This window comes from Jiangella asiatica, assembly GCF_004349065.1.
GTDB classification, from domain to species: domain Bacteria; phylum Actinomycetota; class Actinomycetes; order Jiangellales; family Jiangellaceae; genus Jiangella; species Jiangella asiatica.
The window spans coordinates 71,396-91,109 of the sequence record NZ_SMKZ01000017.1 but is presented as its reverse complement, the minus strand read 5'-3'; the positions used below and the strand labels follow the sequence as shown (position 1 = coordinate 91,109).

20 protein-coding genes are annotated in these 19,714 nt (G+C 66.6%); 10 read left to right on the top strand and 10 right to left on the bottom strand.

Annotated features, from left to right (window positions below; translation table 11 throughout):
• Positions 1-46 precede the first annotated feature (46 nt).
• Positions 47-1,018 (bottom strand): N-acetylglucosamine kinase, encoded by a 972-nt coding sequence (locus E1269_RS13780; protein ID WP_162606408.1) that lies wholly within the window; start codon positions 1,016-1,018, stop codon positions 47-49.
• Between the two features lie 229 nt (positions 1,019-1,247).
• On the opposite strand from E1269_RS13780, the gene E1269_RS13775 reads away from it, so the two are divergent.
• The 4 genes from E1269_RS13775 to E1269_RS13760 are packed head-to-tail and all read left to right on the top strand — an operon-like array spanning position 1,248 to position 5,414.
• Positions 1,248-2,012, top strand: coding sequence for a sugar isomerase domain-containing protein (locus E1269_RS13775; protein ID WP_203433524.1), 765 nt, complete (start codon positions 1,248-1,250; stop codon positions 2,010-2,012).
• 54 nt (positions 2,013-2,066) lie between these two features.
• Entirely contained in the window at positions 2,067-3,545 is a 1,479-nt protein-coding gene (ngcE, locus tag E1269_RS13770; RefSeq protein WP_131895376.1) for an N-acetylglucosamine/diacetylchitobiose ABC transporter substrate-binding protein, read from the top strand.
• 13 nt (positions 3,546-3,558) lie between these two features.
• Positions 3,559-4,482, top strand: a complete 924-nt coding sequence (locus E1269_RS13765; RefSeq protein ID WP_131895462.1) for a carbohydrate ABC transporter permease — start codon at positions 3,559-3,561, stop codon at positions 4,480-4,482.
• Positions 4,479-5,414, top strand: coding sequence for a carbohydrate ABC transporter permease (locus tag E1269_RS13760; protein WP_131895374.1), 936 nt, complete (start codon positions 4,479-4,481; stop codon positions 5,412-5,414). The genes E1269_RS13765 and E1269_RS13760 overlap by 4 nt, the downstream gene beginning before the upstream one ends.
• Positions 5,415-5,496: 82 nt before the next feature.
• Here E1269_RS13760 and E1269_RS33810 read toward each other — a convergent pair whose 3' ends face one another.
• From E1269_RS33810 to E1269_RS13745, 4 genes are all read right to left on the bottom strand, one after another.
• Positions 5,497-5,760, bottom strand: a complete 264-nt coding sequence (locus E1269_RS33810) for a relaxase domain-containing protein (RefSeq protein ID WP_203433520.1) — start codon at positions 5,758-5,760, stop codon at positions 5,497-5,499.
• The gene (locus E1269_RS13755) at positions 5,673-6,167 is read right to left on the bottom strand and encodes a relaxase domain-containing protein (RefSeq protein ID WP_203433518.1); all 495 of its coding nucleotides are present in this window, start codon (positions 6,165-6,167) and stop codon (positions 5,673-5,675) included. Before E1269_RS13755 ends, E1269_RS33810 begins: the two co-directional genes overlap by 88 nt.
• Positions 6,168-6,473: 306 nt before the next feature.
• A complete protein-coding gene (locus tag E1269_RS13750; protein WP_131895373.1) occupies positions 6,474-7,004 on the bottom strand; it encodes a hypothetical protein in 531 nt (176 codons plus the stop codon).
• A 310-nt stretch (positions 7,005-7,314) separates the two neighbouring features.
• The gene (locus tag E1269_RS13745; protein ID WP_131895371.1) at positions 7,315-7,626 is read right to left on the bottom strand and encodes a hypothetical protein; all 312 of its coding nucleotides are present in this window, start codon (positions 7,624-7,626) and stop codon (positions 7,315-7,317) included.
• Positions 7,627-7,695: 69 nt separating this feature from the next.
• Here E1269_RS13745 and E1269_RS13740 point away from each other — a divergent pair, with 69 nt between their 5' ends.
• A complete protein-coding gene (locus E1269_RS13740) occupies positions 7,696-7,971 on the top strand; it encodes a GntR family transcriptional regulator (protein WP_131895369.1) in 276 nt (91 codons plus the stop codon).
• Between the two features lie 433 nt (positions 7,972-8,404).
• On the opposite strand, the gene E1269_RS13735 is transcribed toward E1269_RS13740, so the two are convergent.
• From E1269_RS13735 to tgmA, 5 genes are all read right to left on the bottom strand, one after another.
• On the bottom strand, positions 8,405-8,965 hold the full coding sequence (locus tag E1269_RS13735; RefSeq protein ID WP_162606407.1) for a flavoprotein: 561 nt from the start codon (positions 8,963-8,965) through the stop codon (positions 8,405-8,407).
• Complete coding sequence (locus tag E1269_RS13730; RefSeq protein ID WP_131895365.1) at positions 8,962-10,488, bottom strand: helix-turn-helix domain-containing protein; 1,527 nt, start codon at positions 10,486-10,488, stop codon at positions 8,962-8,964. The genes E1269_RS13735 and E1269_RS13730 overlap by 4 nt, the downstream gene beginning before the upstream one ends.
• A 106-nt stretch (positions 10,489-10,594) precedes the next feature.
• Positions 10,595-11,806, bottom strand: coding sequence for an ATP-grasp peptide maturase system methyltransferase (gene tgmC / locus E1269_RS13725; protein WP_162606406.1), 1,212 nt, complete (start codon positions 11,804-11,806; stop codon positions 10,595-10,597).
• The gene (gene tgmB, locus E1269_RS13720) at positions 11,803-12,768 is read right to left on the bottom strand and encodes an ATP-grasp ribosomal peptide maturase (protein WP_203433516.1); all 966 of its coding nucleotides are present in this window, start codon (positions 12,766-12,768) and stop codon (positions 11,803-11,805) included. The genes tgmC and tgmB overlap by 4 nt, the downstream gene beginning before the upstream one ends.
• A gap of 8 nt (positions 12,769-12,776) precedes the next feature.
• Positions 12,777-13,022: a putative ATP-grasp-modified RiPP gene (tgmA, locus tag E1269_RS13715; RefSeq protein WP_131895361.1), complete on the bottom strand. Its 246-nt coding sequence runs from the start codon at positions 13,020-13,022 to the stop codon at positions 12,777-12,779.
• Between the two features lie 529 nt (positions 13,023-13,551).
• Between tgmA and E1269_RS32240 the strand changes: the two genes are divergently transcribed.
• From E1269_RS32240 to E1269_RS13695, 5 genes are all read left to right on the top strand, one after another.
• Positions 13,552-13,707, top strand: coding sequence for a hypothetical protein (locus E1269_RS32240; protein ID WP_162606405.1), 156 nt, complete (start codon positions 13,552-13,554; stop codon positions 13,705-13,707).
• A 1,020-nt stretch (positions 13,708-14,727) separates the two neighbouring features.
• A complete protein-coding gene (locus E1269_RS13710; protein ID WP_162606404.1) occupies positions 14,728-16,236 on the top strand; it encodes a sugar ABC transporter ATP-binding protein in 1,509 nt (502 codons plus the stop codon).
• 21 nt (positions 16,237-16,257) lie between these two features.
• Positions 16,258-17,400 (top strand): ABC transporter permease, encoded by a 1,143-nt coding sequence (locus tag E1269_RS13705; RefSeq protein ID WP_338033573.1) that lies wholly within the window; start codon positions 16,258-16,260, stop codon positions 17,398-17,400.
• Positions 17,401-17,532: 132 nt separating this feature from the next.
• Complete coding sequence (locus E1269_RS13700; RefSeq protein WP_131895355.1) at positions 17,533-18,564, top strand: substrate-binding domain-containing protein; 1,032 nt, start codon at positions 17,533-17,535, stop codon at positions 18,562-18,564.
• A 39-nt stretch (positions 18,565-18,603) separates the two neighbouring features.
• Entirely contained in the window at positions 18,604-19,704 is a 1,101-nt protein-coding gene (locus E1269_RS13695) for a nitrilase-related carbon-nitrogen hydrolase (protein WP_131895353.1), read from the top strand.
• Positions 19,705-19,714: the final 10 nt, after the last annotated feature.

Here is a 19,714-nt window from a genome sequence, read left to right as displayed (position 1 = left end):
CGATGGGTGCCTGAGTCACCGGCTCGCCGCCTGGCCGAGGCTGGGTTCAGTCCGCCGACTGGATCAGACGTGCATGCGTGCTCGGTGCCCGATGCTGGAGTATGCGGCCGAGGCCGATCCAAGCTGCGCCGGCGGCGCCGTCGGTGCCGAGCACCGGGGCCCGGTCGTACTGCGCACGCAAGCGCTCGATCACGATGTCCGCCACCGGCCCTGGGCCGGTGAGCACACCACCGGCCAAGACGATTCGGGTGGGGCTTCGGCTTCGGCCGGGAGGGTGGAGTGCCGACACAGCGGTGAGCAGTGCGTCGGCGGCGCACCGGATGATGTCGATGGCGACAGCGTCGCCGGCGGCCGCTGCTTTGGTCACGATCGGGGCCAGCTCGGCCAGCCGGATCGGCTGGTGCTGGTAGACCTCGGTGACGAGGCCGTCGGGCGTTTGGGTGACATCGAGAGCTTCCGCCACATCGGCCACCAAGCCAGTGGCCGAGCCACGCCCGTCCAGAGCGGCGAGTGCCGCGCGGACGGCCTCTCGGCCCAGCCAGAATCCGGACCCCTCGTCTCCCACCAGCCATCCGTAGCCGTCGATCTGGCGAACTAGCCGTCCGTCGTGAATCAAGCCGGCTACAGCTCCGGTCCCGGACAGCACGACGACCCCGTTCGTGCTGGCGGTTCCGCCTGCGAACGCTGCCTCGAGATCGCTTACCGGATACACCGGGCAGGCGAACCCGAGCGCATGGCAGAGGCTCCGGACGTCTGCTTGCAGGCGTGATGCGTCCTTCGCGGCAATGCCGGCGATGGCGGGAACGAGGAGTCGCACGCGGTTCGGGTCGACTCCCACCAGCGCCGCCCTCAGGGCGCCGGAAACGGAGGTCAGAGCTTGGTCCCAGCCGTGCACTACCGGGTTGGCTCCTGCGGCCGACGCCGCGCCAACGCGTTGCCCATCAGTACCGGCAACCAAGGCGCGCGTATGGGATCCGCCTGCGTCGATGCCGATGACGAGGCCGCCTTCAGTGGTCAAGAGGAACCTCCCATGAGAACAATTGACACTTGTAGGTCTTGTATAGAGAATCATTCATATGTGCGACAGGCAAGAGTGATTCACGCCGGGTCCGCGACGAGCTATCTGCCTGTCGAGTCACGCCGAGCCTGTCGCGCGAACGGAGTAGAGGAGACGGCGCCGGTCGTTGCGCCGCACCTGCCGTCCGCGGCCGATGTGTAGCGGAAGAGCGACGAATGAGGGGACAACGGTGAACGACGTACACGCTGTCAGCGCGGTTGCCTACTTGGACGTGGTCCGGGAAACGATCGAACGGGTCGCCGCCGATGAGGCGGAGAACGTCGGCCTGGCGGCGGACATGGGGACGAGGGCGTTGCGGGCTGGCGGTATCGTCCAAGCTTTCGGGACAGGGCATTCGCAGGCAACGGCGATGGAGATCGCCGGTCGCGCCGGGGGATTGATCCCGACCAGCCAGATCGCGCTGCGTGACCTCGTGACGTATGGCGGTGAGCCCCTTTCGGTGCTCGATGACCCGTATCTGGAGCGCGACGCCAGTCTCGGGCGGCGCTTGTATGACGTCACGCCCGTGGATCCGGCTGATGTGTTCGTGATCGCGTCGAACTCGGGCATCAACGGCAGCACGGTGGGCCTAGCCGAGGTGGCGAAGAAGAACGGGCATGCCGTGATCGCCATTACGTCCAGACTGCACAGCGCACAGGTCGAATCCCGGCATCCGTCGGGACTCAAGCTGACGGACATGGCCGATGTCGTCCTTGACAACGGCAGCCCGTTCGGCGATGCGGTGCTTCCGCTTCCCGGCGGCGGCGCCGCGGGAGCGGTGTCGTCGATCACCGCGGCCCTGCTCGCGCAGCTACTGACGGCAGAGATGGTTCGCCGGCTGATCGAGGCCGGGGAGACGCCGCCTGTCTATCTCTCGGCGAATGTGCCCGGGGGCGATTCTCACAACGAAAACCTTTTGCAGCGTTACGCGGGCCGGATACGGCGAGGCGGCTAGGGGATCGCCCTGCAGCACGTCAAAACGTTCAACTCCCAGTTCGGAGGAGTCCTGATGTCGAGCAGCACCGAACGCACCATTCCACGTATGCCCACCAACCGCCGGACCTTCTTGCAGCGCATGGCTGTCGCCGGCGTCGCGTTGGGCCCGGGTGGGGTCTTTCTGGCCTCGTGTGCCACCTCTGAAGGTGCCGACGAGGACGAGGGTGAAGCCGAGGAGGAACCGCAGGGAGAGGTCTCCGAAGACAATCCGTTTGGTGTGCCGGACGGTGAGCCGTTGGAGATCTTCATCTTCGATGGTGGCTTCGGTGACGAGTACGCCACCGAGATTCACCAGCCGATCTTCAGCGAGAAGTGGCCGGACGTCCAGATCAATCACAACGCCGCGGTCGACATCGGTGCGGAGTTGCAGGCGCGGTTCGTCGCCGGTGACCCGCCGGACTTCATCAACAACTCCGGTGACGGGGCGATGGACACAGGTCAGCTGGCCAGCGACGGGCAGCTGTACGACCTGACCGAGTTGTTCGACGCGCCGAGCTGGGACGACCCTGACACGCCGGTGCGCGACATCCTGATCCCGGGCACGATCGAGATCGGCACGCGTGATGGCAAGCCGCAGGTGCTCAACTACGCGTTCACTGTCTTCGGCCTCTGGTACAACAAGACGCTGCTGGACGAGAACGGCTGGCCAGTGCCCACCACCTGGCAGGAGATGATGGACGTCTGCGCCGACATCAAGGCGTTCGGCATCGCGCCATGGGTGTATCAGGGTGTGACCGCTCCGAGTTATATGAACTGGCCGCTGCTGGTGATGGCCGCGAAGTTGGCCGGGCCGGAGATCCTGCTCGCCGTCGACAACCTCGAGGAGGGAGCCTGGGGCCACGAGGCCATCCGGGAGTCCGCCGCGGCGATCCGGAGCCTGGCCGAGAACGACTACTTCCTGCCCGGTGTCGAGGGTATGGAGTTCCGTGACGCGCAGGGCCTGTGGGCCAGGGGTGAGGCGGTGTTCTGCCCGTCGGGTTCGTGGCTGGAGAACGAGGAAGCCGACGCGATCGCGGAGAACCCGACGTTCGAGATGACGATGATGCCCGAGCCGCTGCTGTCCGAGAACTCGGTGATGCCGCTGGAGACGGTCCGCGCCACAGCCGGCGAGCCGTACATCATCCCGGCCGACGCGGCCAACCCGCGGGCGGCGATGGAGTACATGCGCGCGATGCTTTCAGTGGAGGGCGCACGCGGCTTCACCGAGGCGGTCACCAGCCTGACGTCGGTGGCCGAGGCGAACGAGGGCGTCGAGTTCGAGGCTCCCGGCCTGTCGTCGGCGCAGGCGGCGCTGACCGCCGCCGGCGACAACGTCATCAACTGGCTGTACTCGACCTGGTATCCCACGATGGAGAGTCCTGGGATCGACCAGGCCACCGCGACGCTGCTGCGCGCGGACATCACCGTGGACGAGTGGGTTCAGCAGTGCGAGGCGGCCGCGGCGGAGATCCGCAACGACGACTCCATTACGAAGCAGACCCGCGAGGCATAGCGACATGACGGCGCTGCGGCACGGCAAGTATCCATTCATCCTGGTCTTCCTGCTGCCACCGGTCGGGATCTATGCGCTGTACATGTTGTCGCCGTACGTGCAGGCGATCCACATCTCGATGACCGACTGGAGCGGGCTGACCGCTACCCAGACGTTCATCGGGTTCGACAACTACGTGGAGATGTGGAACGACGACCAGCTGCGCACGGCGTTGCGCAACAACCTGATCCTGCTGGTCGTCGTTCCCGTCCTGACGCTGCTGCTCGGCCTGTTCTTCGCCTCGATGCTCAACGTCGGGGGGCGCAGCCGGGGGGCAGCGGTCGCGGGCGTGCGCGGCTCGTCGATCTACAAGGTGGTCTACTTCTTCCCGCAGGTGCTGCCGCACGCGATCGTCGCCATCGTCTTCGCGTACGTGTTCGCGCCGAGCAACGCCGGCGGCATTCTGAACAACGTCCTCGAGGCCATCGGGCTCGGCGGGCTGACCCAGCTGTGGCTGGCCGAGCCGAAGTATCTGATCTGGATCGTCGTCCTGGTGATGACGTGGGCGTTCGTCGGCTTCTACGTGGTGCTGTTCTCCGCGGCGATGCAGTCCATCCCGCTCGACATCTACGAGGCGGCGCTGCTCGACGGGTCGAGTCGGCTGACCACGTTCCGCAAGGTGACGCTGCCGCTGGTGTGGGACACCGTGCAGGTCGGCTGGGTCTACATGGCGATCCAGGCCATGGACGGCTTCGCCATCGTGCACATCATGCTCGGCGTCAACGGCGGCGTGCAAGGGTCCGGCGACGTCCTCGGCGTGGCGATCTACCGGGCGGCCTTCGCCCAGAGCGACTTCGGCTACGCCGCGGCCATCGGGGTGCTCATGCTCGTACTGACCATGACCATCGTGCTGCTCTTCATGCGCATCCTGCGCCGGGAGAAGGTGGAACTGGCATGACGACCACCGAAACCGGGACACCGGGCACGTCGGCCGATCCGAGCCCCCTCAGACCACGGATCCGCCAGCCGGGGTTGGGCGCCGGGCGTGCCATCGGCCTGCTCAACGGCGGCTTCCTGCTGTTCTGGGGCCTCATCACGACCCTGCCGCTGGTGTGGGCGATCCTGTCGTCGTTCAAGACCAACGGCGAGTTCCGCACCGATCCGATGGGCTTCCCCGACGGCCTGGAAGGGGACAACTTCGCGCGCGCCTGGAACGCCGCCAACATCGGGCAGTACTTCATGAACAGCGTCATCGTCGTGACGATGTCACTGACCATGACCATGCTGTTCGGCGCCATGGGGGCCTACGTGCTGGCCCGCTACGACTTTCCGGGCAACCGTCTGGTCTATTACAGCTTCCTCGGCGGGCTGGTCCTGCCCGTCTTCCTCGCCCTGGTGCCGATGTTTTTCGTGGTCCGAAACACCGGCTCGCTCCCGGTCATCGGCGGCCTACTCGGCCTGAACAGCTACCTCAGCCTCGCGCTGGTGTACGTGGCGTTCTCGATGCCGTTCACGGTGTTCTTCCTGGCCGCGTTCTTCCGAACGCTGCCGACGTCGGTCGCCGAGGCCGGCATCGTGGACGGCTGCTCGCACTTCTCGCTGTTCTTCCGCGTCATGCTGCCAATGGCCAAACCCGGCATCATCAGCTTGGCGCTGTTCAACCTCCTGGGGCACTGGAACCAGTACGTGCTGCCGCTGGTCATCATGCAGGACGACGACAAGCGGGTGCTGGCCCAGGGCCTGGGCACGCTGGCGGCCACCACCGGCTTTCGGGCCGACTGGACGGCTCTGTTCGCCGGCCTCGTCATCGCGCTCATGCCGGTGCTGATCGTCTACATCTTGTTCCAGAGGCAGGTGCAGGCCGGCCTAACCGCCGGAATCCTGAAATAAGTGGAACTGTCCGGAAAACGGCTCTGGCGCACTTTCGATGGTGGCCGGGCGTGTCGTCGGCCGGTGCAGTCTGCCGGCATGATCAAGATCGACCATGATCGATGTGAAGCTCCTGGTTGAGACTGTCTTCGAACGCCGTGGCCACAACACCACGCGTCTCGACCTGTGCAACACCACCCGGTCCGGTGCGCGTCATTGCAACGTCACGCTCCAGCACCGCCATCACGTCGGCAACCGCCTGGTGGTGCGCACGCACGATCACCGCTTGCACCGGTGCGTCCCCCAGCGCCCACAGCACCGAGACCGACTTCGGCACCGAAAACGTGTAGTCATAGCCAGCCACCATGCGCGGGCGCGGCCGCGCGCCTCCTCGGCCTCGATCCGCCGAACCGCTTCCGCGCGCTCCGCACTGTCGAGGTCCAGGGGCAGCTGGCCGAGTCTGGACGCGAGGCGCTCGGCGGCGCTTTTGAACTGGAAGTACGCCCGGCCCAGCGCCTCACCGGTGACCGGGTCTCGTCCCTGCCCAAGCAGCATCCGCAGCTGGTCTTCGGTCACCACATCACCAACGCCGATCGCCCCAGCGCCGAAGCCGGCCACGCCGCTGCCGAGCCAGGAACCCGGACGCGTGCCCTTCTCCTGGTAGTACCAGGTCAGCGGCGTGGCCAGGTCCCGGTCCCCATCGCCGGCGACGACGGACTTGAGCAGGTAGCGGTAACCCTCGCCCGCGGTCAGCACCCGCATCGACACCGTCACCCGCGCCCACTCCCCCGGTCTCCTCGGCTCGCGGGTCAGGTGGGCGCGGCCGCACGCCGGGTCCGACAAGTGCAAGACGTGTGCCGTGCTCCACCTCCTCGTCGGCGGGGATCAGCGCGGTTGAGCGTCGCGGGCTCTGAATGACCTGCGCGCGGGTTCCGAAGGTGGGTGACCAGAGCGAGTGGATCAGCGCGCCGTCGGCGCCATGCGTCGCGGGCATGCCTGTCGGAGCGTGTTCGACGGTCGCCCCGCGACATCGCCGTCGGAGGATGCCGATCAGCGCACCACATCGATGTTTGGCCCGACTCAGAGCCGGGCCGATCCCTCGAAGAACTCCGTCGTCATCGTGTACCCCGACGCCTCGAGCATGTCCGGCGGCGGACCGATGCCTGGTTTCGCGCTGGCCACGGCAACAACGCATCCCCGGCGGGTGGCCTCCTGCTCGACGGCGCGAAGAGCCGAGGTCGACGGCGCGGACCGAACCATCACGACGGGTCCGCCCGGCGCGTAGACCGGCGGCGCGCACACCAGGATTGCCTCGGCAGAGTCGACGTCCAGACGCTCTCCCGCGCCGCCTCGCTCCCTCGGCGCGTGAACACCGTCCAGGTCCTTGTGCCACCAGGTCTCCGCCACGCTCAACCCGAGGCCGGCCACGGTGCGTCTCCGCTCCGGCTCAGGCACCGGGCAGACGACTCGCAACACACCGCTGCGGGCCGCGTGTCGCAGCAGCGTCTCACCGTCGCTCCCCCACAGCCCGTCGTCGTCGAGCACCATGTCGTCGACCACGATGTGGCCGTGTTCGGGAAGACCGACGAGGAACCCATGATCGGTGCGCATACTCCCAACCGCGGCGGACTGGATCAGTCCGGCCAGATAGGCCCGGTGTGCAGGCACCGCGTCCGGCGCAGGTCTTCAGAATCTCGGTGCGAATGCGGCGATGCGTTCTCGACGCGTCGCGGCCAGATCGACGACCCAGTCGAGGTCAGACGCCGTCATCGTCCGCACCGCGATCGTCACGTCGGCACGATAACGGGACGAGTCTTCTCACCCCGTGCCAGGTCGGTCCTGAGCCATATTCGCGCGATCGCGGCCGTGCACGATGGTCCAGGCCACAACGTAGCCTGGCCCATCGCTCCGCTCGAGGTGGTCAGTTCTCGTCGACAAGGCTGATGGCGTGGTCTGTCGTCGGTGGCTGTTCCTCAGCCGAGGGCTCGGTGGCGTCGCCGATGCCGCCGTCGGCTACGGCGTCGTCGGACGCTGTTGCGACCTGCTGCTCGACGTCGGAGAGGGTGTAGCCCCACGCGGCAAGTTGGATGAAGTAGCGCCGCGCTGTGTTGTCGGGTTGGCGCCAGGTGTTGCGGCTGGTGGAGCCCTCCAAAACGCCGAGCGCGACGGCGAGAAGAACGTGGGGTGCCTGGTGCGGGGTCTCGTCCACGATTTGGGCCAGCCGGTTCTCCATGACCGACGGTTGAATGCCGAGTAGTTCGCAGGCATCAATGGAGTTTCAGGGCTGTCTACATTTCACTGTGTGGAGGACGAACAGCCGATCGCAGAAGGGCCCGGATACGTCTCGCCGCGGCTGGCTGACCTGCTGGCCGTTCAGATCAGCGACGGCACCATCCCTCCCGACGGCAAGCTACCGGGACAGCGTGAGCTCGCCGAGCAGCACGGCGTGGCGGTCGGCACGGTCTTGCGTGCGCTGGAGGACCTGCGCGAACGAGGGCTAATCGTCACCTGGCACGGCCGAGGAAGCTACGCAATCGGGCCCAAGACCAGAGAGCAGCAACAGCGCCGGGACCAATGACCCCGGAGGCTGGCTCAGGTGGACGCAGGCTGGCCGCCCCAAGGCGGCTGAAGTATGCGCTCAAGTAGGTCATCACGACTCGCCTGACAAGTGACGATGGCCCGCCCAGATTCACTGTTCACCACGTGTTCTACATCCTTCGCCAAGCTCAGCATCTGCAACGACCCGCGGACCAGATCGCCGACGCTACAACATACGCAGCAGTATCTCTACACACAATGACAGCATGTGGTCGTGCCTCGACAGCAGATATACGTCCGTGAAGAAGACGTAGCACTATGGGAGCGTGCGAAGACGTACGCCAGCTCCCAACGACTTCCCATGAGTGCACTGATCATGAACGCGCTCGAGGCCTACCTACCCGCACAAGAGGACGACCACCGAGCTTGATCCGCCTGGGAAGCGCCGCGATCAGACCCCGAGGATCAGCGCCCTAGGTGTACCGGGCCTCGAAGCGGATGGGTGCCAGTGCCCAATCCCAGCGGAACGCATCAGCCACTGCGTCCCCAGTACCGGACTCCAGCGCCTCCTCGAAGCCGAGTCGTCCGCTTCGAGGGTCCACGAGAAACGCGCCCGCCCGCCGAAGCGTCGCGAGTGACCGTGTCCAGGCCGGATGACCGGCCAGAGACTGACTGACGAACGGCACGATCACCATGTGTCGTCGCGCACCGAGCGATTCGCACAGCACACTCAGCGCGTATGTGTCGGCGATTCCGGCGGCAAGCTTGTTGATCGTGTTGAACGTTCCGGGCGCGAGGACGACGGCGTCGGGCCGTGGCAGCCGTTTGGCCGTATCCGGCTGCCGGTGCTCGTTGAGCACCGGCACGTCGAGGCGTTCGAGTTCATCGTGATCCATCCATGCCAATGCAGCATCGGTAGCGACCACAGCCACCCGCCAACCCTGGGCGCGTCCCGACTCAACTGCATGGTGGACATGCCGGGTCAATGGGGCGCCCGTGACCACCAGATAGAGCACTGGGCTGACGTCGGTCACGTTATCCCGGCCAATTGAGCGATCTGGCGGAGAGCGGGAGTGCGGATGTGGCGATCTCGGCGCAGCAAGTCACGGATCACGTCCTCGGTGACGCCGTCGAAACAGAGCATCTCCGGTGCAGTCCGCTCGAGCGCCTGCAACTGCCCAACGGCAGCGGCGTCGTCGCGCAGTTGTGCGTGTGCCCACGCCAGGTTCACGTGAACCTGAGCTCGTCTTCCGCGAAGACCGATGGGCAGGGTCTCGGTGTCGATCAAGCCGGCGAGCCTCAACACCGCCTTCGGATCGCCAATCTCCGTTGCAGCAGACAGCCGGTGAATGATGACATTGGTCGGCCCGAAAGCCGTCCATCCGTGGTTGGCGTTCCGGCCGAGGCGTTCACCGAGGCCCTCAGCCTGAGCAAGCCGCTGGTTCGCTTCCGCTTGGTCTCCGCGGCGCGCTGCGATGACAGCTGAGATCAACCACAGAGCGCCAGTGCGGGAAAGCAGCACTGGCTCGTGGAGTGTCCTACGCGACCTCGTCAATTGTTCAGCGGTCTGGACGGCCAGCCGCTCGGCGGACGGGTTCTCCCCTGCTGCGAGCATGGCGCCCACGAGCTGGTAGGCCGCTGCACTCTTGGCCCCGGTGGAATCCGCGATCATCGCCGCTGTCGCGGCGCGGTCGGCGCATACCCAGGCAAGCTCGGCCTCGCCGACCTTCGTCAACAACTTGGCTGCGACCGCGTATGACGAGCTGCGGCTCTCCTGCACGCTTCGTGATGCGTCACCGACCGTGCCGGCGGTCTTGATGAGGCTTGGGAGCATTCGTGCAACGGCCGCGTAGTTCGCGGCCTGGTACTCCAGCTCAGCGTGGCGCACGGCGGCCTGGCGTTCGGTCAACGGCACGGCCTCCGATTCGGCTACGTGGTCGTAGTCCATGACGGCCAGCCGAACGCGGTCAACAAGATCAGGCCGCAGGTACCGCCGATGCCGCCCGTCGGTCCGCTGCTGAGTGTCGCCCCACGCGGTGGCCGCAAGCCCGGTGGCGAGTACACCCAACGCTCGTCGTCGCGCGATCTCCATGTCGTCTCTCCCGGTGACGTCCTCCCTGAGGTGCTCGGTGTCCGCGGCAACAGCGGGTAGGTCGGCCTGTGCATGGGCGACACTTGCAGAAAGGTCGAGGACCGCTCGGCCATCAGCAGGATCGACGGAGATCGGGGTCAACATGGTTCTGCCATCGACGACCAATGGGACGAGCACGCCTGATCTCATGACGGCCGCCGACAGTTCCTCGACGCGTGATGTCCCGTGTTCGGCTTCGACTAGTTGGCGGAATCTGGTCTTCTGGTCGTCTGACGCCCGGTTCAAGACGACGTCAAGCATCGCTTGGCTGTCCGGCTGCAGCGTGATGGTAGACCCGCGCGCCTCCCACTTGCTGACCGTGCGGATCGCGACCCCGAGGTGCGCTGCGAAATCACGGACGCTCATGCGCAATGCACCACGCAGCGCCGTGGTCTGTGCCCCCGTCCAATTGCGAACGGTGTCCATGCACCCGGATCCTTCGTCGAGGCGACTCGCCCCAGCCTAGCGCGACGTCATGCTCGCACAGATCATCGTGGTTCTGTCTGGATGACCGTGCGCGCCTTACCCGGGTCTACGACGGGCTGGCCGCCAGCTGGAACTGTCGAGCTGTGCCTCGTAAGCAAAGATGCTGAGCACCACCCACGCCGACCTCGAGATCGTACGCGTGTGGCTCGGGATTCCCGTCATCGCGCCAGGTGTCGTGGACAGCTGCGAGTTCGTCCCAGAGGGCTCGGTCGCCGCCTTGTTCGACGAGCCAGTCGCCGCCATCGCAATGCATCCGCGCCCAGCTGCCGTCGGCGTGATGGGCGAGGTACGTGTAGGAGACACCGCCCTCCGTAGCGGTGAAGTGCATGACGTGCGGGAGCGCGCACTGGGCGGTGAACCGGAAGGCGTTGTCGTCGAGGATCCCTGGCGTGAGCCGCACCGGGTGCGGGGCGCGGTGACTGGGACCCATGCGCTCCTTGATGCCGATGGGCTGCGGGTTGGCCTGGCTGCGGGCCAGCATGAAGGACGCAGCCTCCGGCAGCACCCTCCCGGACGCGCCGCCGTCGTCGTTGACGACGAGTCTGACCAGGCCGTAGGCACCGAGCGCGCCAGTGAGGGCGGTGACGACGACAGCGCCCGGCCGTGCCTGGGCAAGCCAGGCCGCTGGGACCGAGGTGGGCGAGCAGAAGGCGATGACCCGGTCATACGGTGCGCCTGCCTCATACCCTTCGAGGCCGTCCCCTGCGACGACAGCGGGCGTGTATCCGGCCTGTCGGAGACGGTCGCGGGCTCGATGAGCGAGGCCCGGGTCGACGTCGACGCTGACGACCTGACCGCAGCCGAGACGCTCGGAGGCGAGAGCGGTGGAGTATCCAGTCCCGGTGCCCACCAGTAGCAGCCGGTCGCCGTCGGCGACGTCAAGGTGTTCGAGCATCATCACCAACAGCCCCGGCAGAGTCGACGAGCTGGTCGGGCTCCCGATCTGCGGCCCTTCCCGGTCCCACGAGTCGTCGTTACCGTCCAACTGCGTGGTCCAGGTCGTGTTCTCGTACACTTTCGTCAGCCACGCGTCATCTCCTGCGGTCTCGCGGGTGAAGGGCACCCACGCCGTCGGACCACGATCGCTGTCCTGCCAGGCGTAGAACCGCGGAAGGAACACATGTCTCGGCACCCGCCGGACCGCGTCGGACCAACCCAGTGTCTTCAAGTCTCCGTTCGTCGCGAGCTGGTCGACCAGTCGGTCCCGCAACTGCTGGGCTCGTTCCTCGTCCACACCCAGCGGCGTCTCGGTGGTCACGTCGTCGATCCTCCCTGCAACAGACCGGCCAGGGCCGTCGAGATCGGCAGGCCGGTGACCGTCTGGATCCAACCCCATTGGCCATTGGGATTGATCTCCAGGAACCGCCACTCTCCCGCCGGCGTCACGACGAAGTCCAACGCTCCGAACACCAGGCCGAAGCGACACATCAACTCCACCACACCACGCCGGACATCGTCGGGCACGTCGACGATCTCGTAGGTGAGGGCTGCGTAGTCGTTGCGCCAGTCCACGTGTGCCGCGTCGTTGCCGGCGTGGATCTCGGCCGCGAAGAACTCATCTCCCACGACGGTGAGACGCACCTCGTGGTGCTTGTCGACCCATTCCTGGAACTGGTGCGCGCACAGCGCGATCGAGTCGTCCAACCCATCCGGATCCACGATGCTGGTGGGCATCCCCTTCGGCACACCATCGTCGTCGACCACGCCGCCAGCCAGCGTCTTGTAGATCACCGGTCCATCGATCTCCTTGACGAACCGTCGCGCCGCTTCTGGGCCATTCGTGATGAGCGTTCGCGGCGGACGCAGCCCGACCTGCTCCGCGACGGTAAGCTGCCACGGCTTGTAGCTCGCGTCCCCGTTTCGGCCCGGATGGTTCACCCACAGACAGTCCAGCGACACCAGCACACCTAACAAGCCGGCCCGAGACTGAGCTGCAGCGAACCGCCGCGCAGCCCCACTCATAGACCCCTGCATCACGAACTCACTCGGCCGCCGGTAGTACGCGGAGCCCGCTCGGGCCAGCTCGATCTCCCGCTCCCCAAACCGCACTGAGCCGCGCCAACCGTCCTCGAGCTGCGCCGTCAGCGTTACGTCGGTCGGAAAGTGCGCGGTGTCGAACCGGAACACCGGCACGCTCCGCTCGTTCAACTCCTCCACCACCAGATCGGCGGTTGTATCGGACTCGGTGGTCATCACCATCACCGCCGTCTGGTCCGGCATCCTGCCGCTCACCATGGATCGGTATTGGTGTCTTCGCCGGACTGATTACCGTCATTGTTCGTCGACGTCTCGGAGGCCATCGCGTCGGTCTTCCAGGGGTTCCCGTCCGCGCCGACAGTCAGCTGCAGCTCGGAGCTGTAGTGAACACCATCCGGACGCCCCTGGGCCGCCCGACGAGGTGCCTGCAGGAACCGCATCCCATAGGGCTGTAGTAGCGCCTCAGCAGATTCGTTCATGAGGTCGTGGTCGCTCATCGTCGTGTGTCCTTCTGCTCGTTGTCGTTGATCACCAGGGCTTCGGGCGCGCTTCGCGCGCTGCTCGCTGCACCACGCCAACATCGCCGAACCACTCGGGTACTAGGTCCGTGCGCCACGATCCGGCGCCGGGCACCGCTGGCGGGTCGCGATGCCGGCGCAGCGCGTAGCGCCGCGGCACGACGCCGGTGCTCACTCCTCCGCCCCCGAGTCACCTGGCCGGCCAGTCCACACCGGCAGTTCGACCGCCGTCACTGCGCTCCCGATCGGCACCAGGACGTCGCCCTCATGCTTCACCGGCCGCGCAAGCCAGCAATGGCCCCGCGCGTTCCAGACCAGCACGTACTCAGTGTCACGACGCAACATCTGGTACCTCACCGTTTCCGTTGTCCGGTCAAGCCCGACGAGCCGCCACGCACGCTCGGTCTCGTGAGCCGTGCTCCGATCGTGCCGACCGCAAGACGGCAAGACCATGACCGTGCGTGGAACTGCCGTGGAACCGGCTACACACTCCGGATGCCTACGCCCGGTGAATCTCACCAGCTCGCGATCCACTCTCTCCGCCCGGCGCCGGACGGCCGTCGTAGCCACCGTCGCCGTCGCGGTTGTGGCCGTCGTCCTCGCCGCCCTGTACGGACTGGCCGGCGCTCCGGAGGAGACCGACCCAGCTCTGACGCTCGAGTAGGTCCCCAACACGGCACAGACCACCACGCCCGAACCGAGCGCCACGCCCGACCTTGAGATCAGGGGCAGTGGGCAAGACCTGCCGGCGCTGCCGAACACCAACCAGCCGCTGGTGTACGCCCAAGCGGTCGCCGAGGCCCTGTTCACCTGGGACACCGCCTCCGGGCTGAGCCCCCGCGACTACGCAAACGTCTTCCTCGCCGGCGCCGACCCGTCCGGCACCGAGACCAGCGGCCTGGTCACACCATCTACGCCAAGTGCATCGACGGCGACGCAGACCGACACCGGGCGAAGATCGAGCAAGCGTTGGGCCGGCTCCCAGAGCGGAAAGAATCTTGGGCACGCATATGGCACAGATACCCGTAGCGAGCCATTCAGAGCCGTTGACAACCGGACAGAACAAGATCGCCCCTCGCCCGCGTTATAGCAGGTGAGAGGCGATCTACCACTGGTGGCCCCGACGGGATTCGAACCTGCGCTACCGCCTTGAGAGAGCGGTTTGCCGTCAGTAGGCGGACTCGCTCTGACCTGCTGCCATGCAAGCGAATAAGGGCCGACGGGCGGACTCGGACACGTACTCGCCAAACCATGGCCGTAGGTGGCCGGACATCGTCGCTCACAGTCGGACACGTTCAAGCAGTCATCGACGCTGGTCGAGCCGGCCACGACGGAAGCGCCTACGGCGTTCGTAGCCGCCCGCCGGACGCGGTGGCAGCCTCGGCTGTCGCACCGAATCCCACGACATGCGCTTCCCACCGACATCCTGTTAGCGCTACCAAGTGTCTCGACGCTCATGCAAGTTGCCCTGCCCGACTGATCCTAGCCATCCACCGGGCTCTCTCGAACTCTCATCGACGCTGGTCAACCGCTCAACGGGCACTCCATTCATGAGTCGACGCTATGCACGAACCCGAACTGGAGGCCATTCGGGGTCTTGCAGGACAGGTGCTCGGTGTGGCACGTTGATAGCGCTACCAATCAGGACCGACGAGCGATGTGGCTCGGCAGGAGGTCGACGGGCATGGCGAACTCGGCGCTCGAGGTGACCGGGATCCACAAGTCCTATCCCGGCGTGCAGGCCCTGCGCGGGGTGGATCTGAGGGTGGCTGAGGGCGAAGTCGTCGGCTTGTGCGGAGCGAACGGCGCGGGCAAGTCGACGTTGGTGAAGATCCTCTCCGGTGCCGAGCAACCCGATGGCGGCGGCATCGCCGTCGGCGGCGAGGTGCAGGGGCTCGCGACACCTCACGCCGCGCGCCAGGCGGGCATCTGCACGATCTACCAGGAACTGAGCCTGGTGCCGCAGATGACCGTCCTCGACAACATCTTTCTCGACGATTTCCGCAGGCGAGGCATGGTCGTTCGGAGACGGGGGCTGGAGACGGTTGCCCGCCGGCTGCTCGGCCGTCTCGGCGCCGACGTGGACGTGCACACACGGGTGGCCGACCTCTCGATCGCCAAGCAGCAGTTGGTCGAGATCGCCAAGGCGCTCAAGAGCGAACCGGCGATGCTCCTGCTCGACGAGCCGACCACGACGCTGCCGCCGCGAGATGTCGAGGCCCTGCTCTCGCTGATGCGGGATCTGGCCCGCGATGGGGTCGGCCTGATCTTCATCTCGCACCGCCTCGACGAGGTCACGGGCGTCTGCGACAGCGTCGAGGTGCTGCGTGACGGCCGCAAGGTGACGCGCTTCGACCGGCCGCCGCCACACCACGAGATCGTCCGGGCGATGGTCGGAGACCGGTACGAGAACTCGCTTGCCGCCGCGGCGGCCGAGGGCGCGGAAGGCAAACTCGGCGGCGTCGCCCAGCAGGACGTCGTGCTCGAGGTCGACGGGGTCACCGACGGTGCGCGGCTCCAGCCGTGCAGCTTCCAGGTGCGTCGCGGCGAGGTCCTGGGGGTGACCGGTCTGCTCGGTGCCGGCCAGAACGAGCTCGCCGAGTGCATCTTCGGCATCCGGCCGGTGACGTCCGGCAGGACGATCGTGGCCGGTCGTACCGTCCCGCCGAACAAGCCGCGCAAGTCCATCGCGCACGGCATCGGGCTGATCCCGGAGGACCGCAAGACGCAGGGCCTCGTCCTGGACATGAGCGCCATGAAGAACATGACACTCGCGTCCATCGACCGGTTCACCAGCTTCTCGATGCTGCAGGGGCGCCGTGAAGCGGCACACGCCCGGCGCTTCGTCGAAGAACTCCAGATCAAGTGCAGTTCGGTCGACCAGCGCGTGCGCACCATGAGCGGAGGAAATCAGCAGAAGGTGCTGCTGGCCAGATGGCTCACAAGGGACAGCCGTGTGCTCCTGCTCGCCGAACCGACCCGCGGCGTCGACGTCGCCGCCAAAGAGGAGATCTACCGGCTGATCCGGCGGCATCTGCGTGGCGGCGGAGCAGCTGTGGTCGTGACGTCCGAAGTGTCCGAGGCCGCGCTGTGCGACCGCGTGCTCGTCCTGTCCAACGGACGCATCGTTGCCGAAATGGACCACGACCAGATCCAGGCTGACCACGACGGCTTCCTGGCGCACCTGCGCTGAGCCGACCACCTTCCGGAGACGATGATGTCCAAGACCCTCAATACACCGACCGCGCCCTCCCCCACAGCCCGGCCGCGGCGCAGGTTCATCCCTCGGCCGGGCCCGCAGGCCTACCTCTTGCTGGTGTTCCTGGCCGTCGGCGTGGTCGGCACCCTGGCCTCGCCGTACTTCCTCACCGCGCGCAACCTCGAGAACATCGCCGTAGCCGCGGCGGTAGTCGCCGTGCTCGGCGTCGCGCAGTTCATCGTCATCGTGACCCGTGGCATCGATCTGTCGGTCGGATCGATCGCGGCGCTGTCGACCGTCATCGCGGCCGTCCTCCTTCGGCAGGGCGTCGGCGTCGTCGCGACCATCGTCGTCGCCTTGCTGTCGTGCGCCCTGGCCGGCCTGGTCAATGGCGTCATGGTCGTGTACGCGCGCATCACCCCGTTCGTCGCGACGTTGGCCATGATGTCGATCGCACGAGGTGTGGCCTTCATCGTCCAGGTCGGCACACTCATCGTGATCAGCAACCAGCAGTTCATGCAGCTTTTCGGCGGCCGCACCGGCGCGCTCCCCAACGTCGTGCTCATCGCTCTCGTCGTCACACTCGCCGCCGCGTTTGCGATGAAGTTCAGCCCGATCGGGCGGCGCCTCTACGCCCTGGGTGGCAATCCCGAGGCGGCCCGTCTGTCCGGTCTGCCGGTCAATCGGGATACCGTGCTGGCCTACGTCACATCGGGATTCCTCGCCGGCCTCGCCGGCCTCATGCTGGCGGGCAGGCTGTCGCAGGGTTCTTCGCTGGTCGGTCAGGGCTACGAGCTGGACTCCATCGCCGCGGCCGTCGTCGGCGGCACCTCGTTGTTCGGCGGTACCGGCGACCCGATCTCGACCGTCTTGGGCGCGCTGATCATCGGAATGATCGGCAACATCATGAACCTCGTGGGCATTCAGTCCGAGCCGCAGTTGGTGATCCGGGGCCTGGTAATCCTGCTCGCGGTGTTCCTCACGTCGGGCAATGGCATCCAGCGCCTCCGGCAGGGCGCGGCTGGCTTCCTGCGCCGGCCGCCGGCCGGAGAGCGCTCGGGTCTCATGGGCTCGGGCCTCACCGCCGCGAACGACGATGCGCCGACTCCGTCCGACGCTGCCGCCCAGCAGACCACGCCGCGACGAACCGGCCACTGATGCCACCGCGACGACCCGACACCCGCGATGCGTCGTGCCCGCAGCCTCACGCAACCATCCGTCGGCCGACGGACTCGGCACGTACGAGACCGCCGGACCACACCTTCGCTCGACCACGGGAAAGGACCGATCATGAGCAAGCTCGCAAAGACGCGAACGGTTGCCGTCGTGCTGACGACCGGGCTCGCGCTAACCGCGTGCTCCGGTGTCCGGAGCGGCGGATCAGGTGGCGACGGAGCGAGCGGTGACGCGTCGATCACCATCGGCTTCTCCCAGCGCCGGCTGGCCGGAAGCGACTGGTGGGCCACCCTGCTGCAGGGTGCGGAGGACAAGGCGCAGGAACTCGGCGCCGAGGTCATCGTCACCGACGCCGGCGGCGACACGGTCAAGCAGAACTCCGACGTCCAGACCCTGCTCACACAGGGAGCCGACGTCGTCATCATGAACCCGCAGGACCCCACTGGCGTGGCGCCGGCGGTGTCTGCCGTGACTCAGGCGGACGTCCCGCTCGTGGTCGTCAACTCCAACCTGTCCGACGAACTCGCGTCGCAGCAGTTCTGCTACGTCGCCGAGGACCAGCCGGCGGTCGCCCAAGGGCTCGGGGAAGCCATTGCGAAGGTCGCGGACGAGCGGTTCGGCGGCGCGAAGGTCAAAGCCGTGGTGATCGGCGGCTACTCGGGCGAGACCGTCACCGACCTGCGCAACGAAGGGGTCGTCGAGGGGTTCGAGAGCTATGGCGGCGACATCGAGTGGTTGCCGATCCGCTACGGCGAGTGGTTGCCGGACCGCGCGCTGGCGCCCGTGCGCGACATCGCCACCGCGAACCCTGATCTCCAGGTCGTGCTGAGCCTCAGCGACGTCATGCTCCCTGGGATCAAGCAGGGGCTGAGCGACGCCGGAATCCTCGATCAAGTGATCATCGGCACCTATGACGGCCAGATGTCCGTCGTCAAGGAGCTGATCGACAACCCGAACGGCCCGGTGCAGGCCGACGCTTCCAACGAGCCGTACCGGCAGGGTCAGGTCGCCGTCGAGACCGCCGTCGCCGCCGCCCAAGGCGAGTCCCAGGACTCCGTGTGCCCGGACGGGGAGATGTGGATCGATACCTTCCTGGCCGTCCCGGAGAACGCGGCCGAGTTCTACGACCCCAGCCGGCCGTTCTGACGGCCGTTCCGAACAGTCCTCGAACGAAGGAGAAGTCCCGTGATCGACCCGTATGCCGTCGTCGCCGTGTCCCCGCGGACGTTCACCGTCAAGCAGCCTGGCGACGCCCTCCGCAACGTGCAGAGAATCAACGACTTCATCGATACCGCTGTCATGGTGGGTGCCTGGGAGGGCGCTCCGGTCCGTCTCGTGGTCATCCCCGAAATGGCGATCCAGGGCCTGATCGCCAACACTCCTGGCAACCGGGCGCAGGAGAAGCATTTCGCGATGACGATCCCCGGCCCGGAGACCGACGAACTGGCGAAAAAGGCGGTCCAGCTCGACACGTACATCGCGGCCGAGTTGTACATGGTCGCCGACCCCGACTTCCCGGACCGCTACTTCAACGTCGCGTTCGTCATCGATCCGTCGGGCGAGATCGTCTACAAGCGGTACAAGGCCACGAGTGACGCCTACGAAGGCGGGATGCTCGGCAACATGAACCCGCACGACGTGTGGGACGAGTTCATCGCCAAGAAGGGCGACGGGAACGTCATGGATGCGATCTTTCCCGTCGCGCGTACCGAGATCGGCAACATCGGCATCGCCATCTGCCACGAAGGCGTCTATCCGGAGGTCGTCCGCGGGCTCGCCATGAACGGCGCGGAGATCGTCATCCGTCCGACACTGATCGAGCCCTCGGTGCAGAACGGCATGTGGGAGCTGCAGAACCGCGCCCACGCGATGTTCAACTCGGCTTACGTCGTCGCACCCAACCTCGGTCCGGAGCATCGCGACGACGGCGGCGTGCAGGATCTGTTCGGCGGCAACTCGATGATCGTCGGCCCCCGGGGGCAGATCCTGACCCGTCAGCAGGGATGGACCACCGGGGACTCGTTCGTGACCACGACCGTCGACATCGAGGCGCTGCGACGCGCGCGAGTAGCGAACGGCCTCTACAACCAGTTCAAGGACCTGCGCACCGAGCAGTACCGGGCGATCTACGACCAGCCCATCTACCCGAAGAACCAATATCTCGACGCGCCGCCCGCCGAGGGCTGGCTCCAGCGCGAGGAGCGCACCCGCGCCGCAACGATCCGGATGTTGGTCGAGCGGGGCGTGCTGACACCGCCGGAAGGGTGGACGCCCCCCGCTGTCTGACCGAGACGCC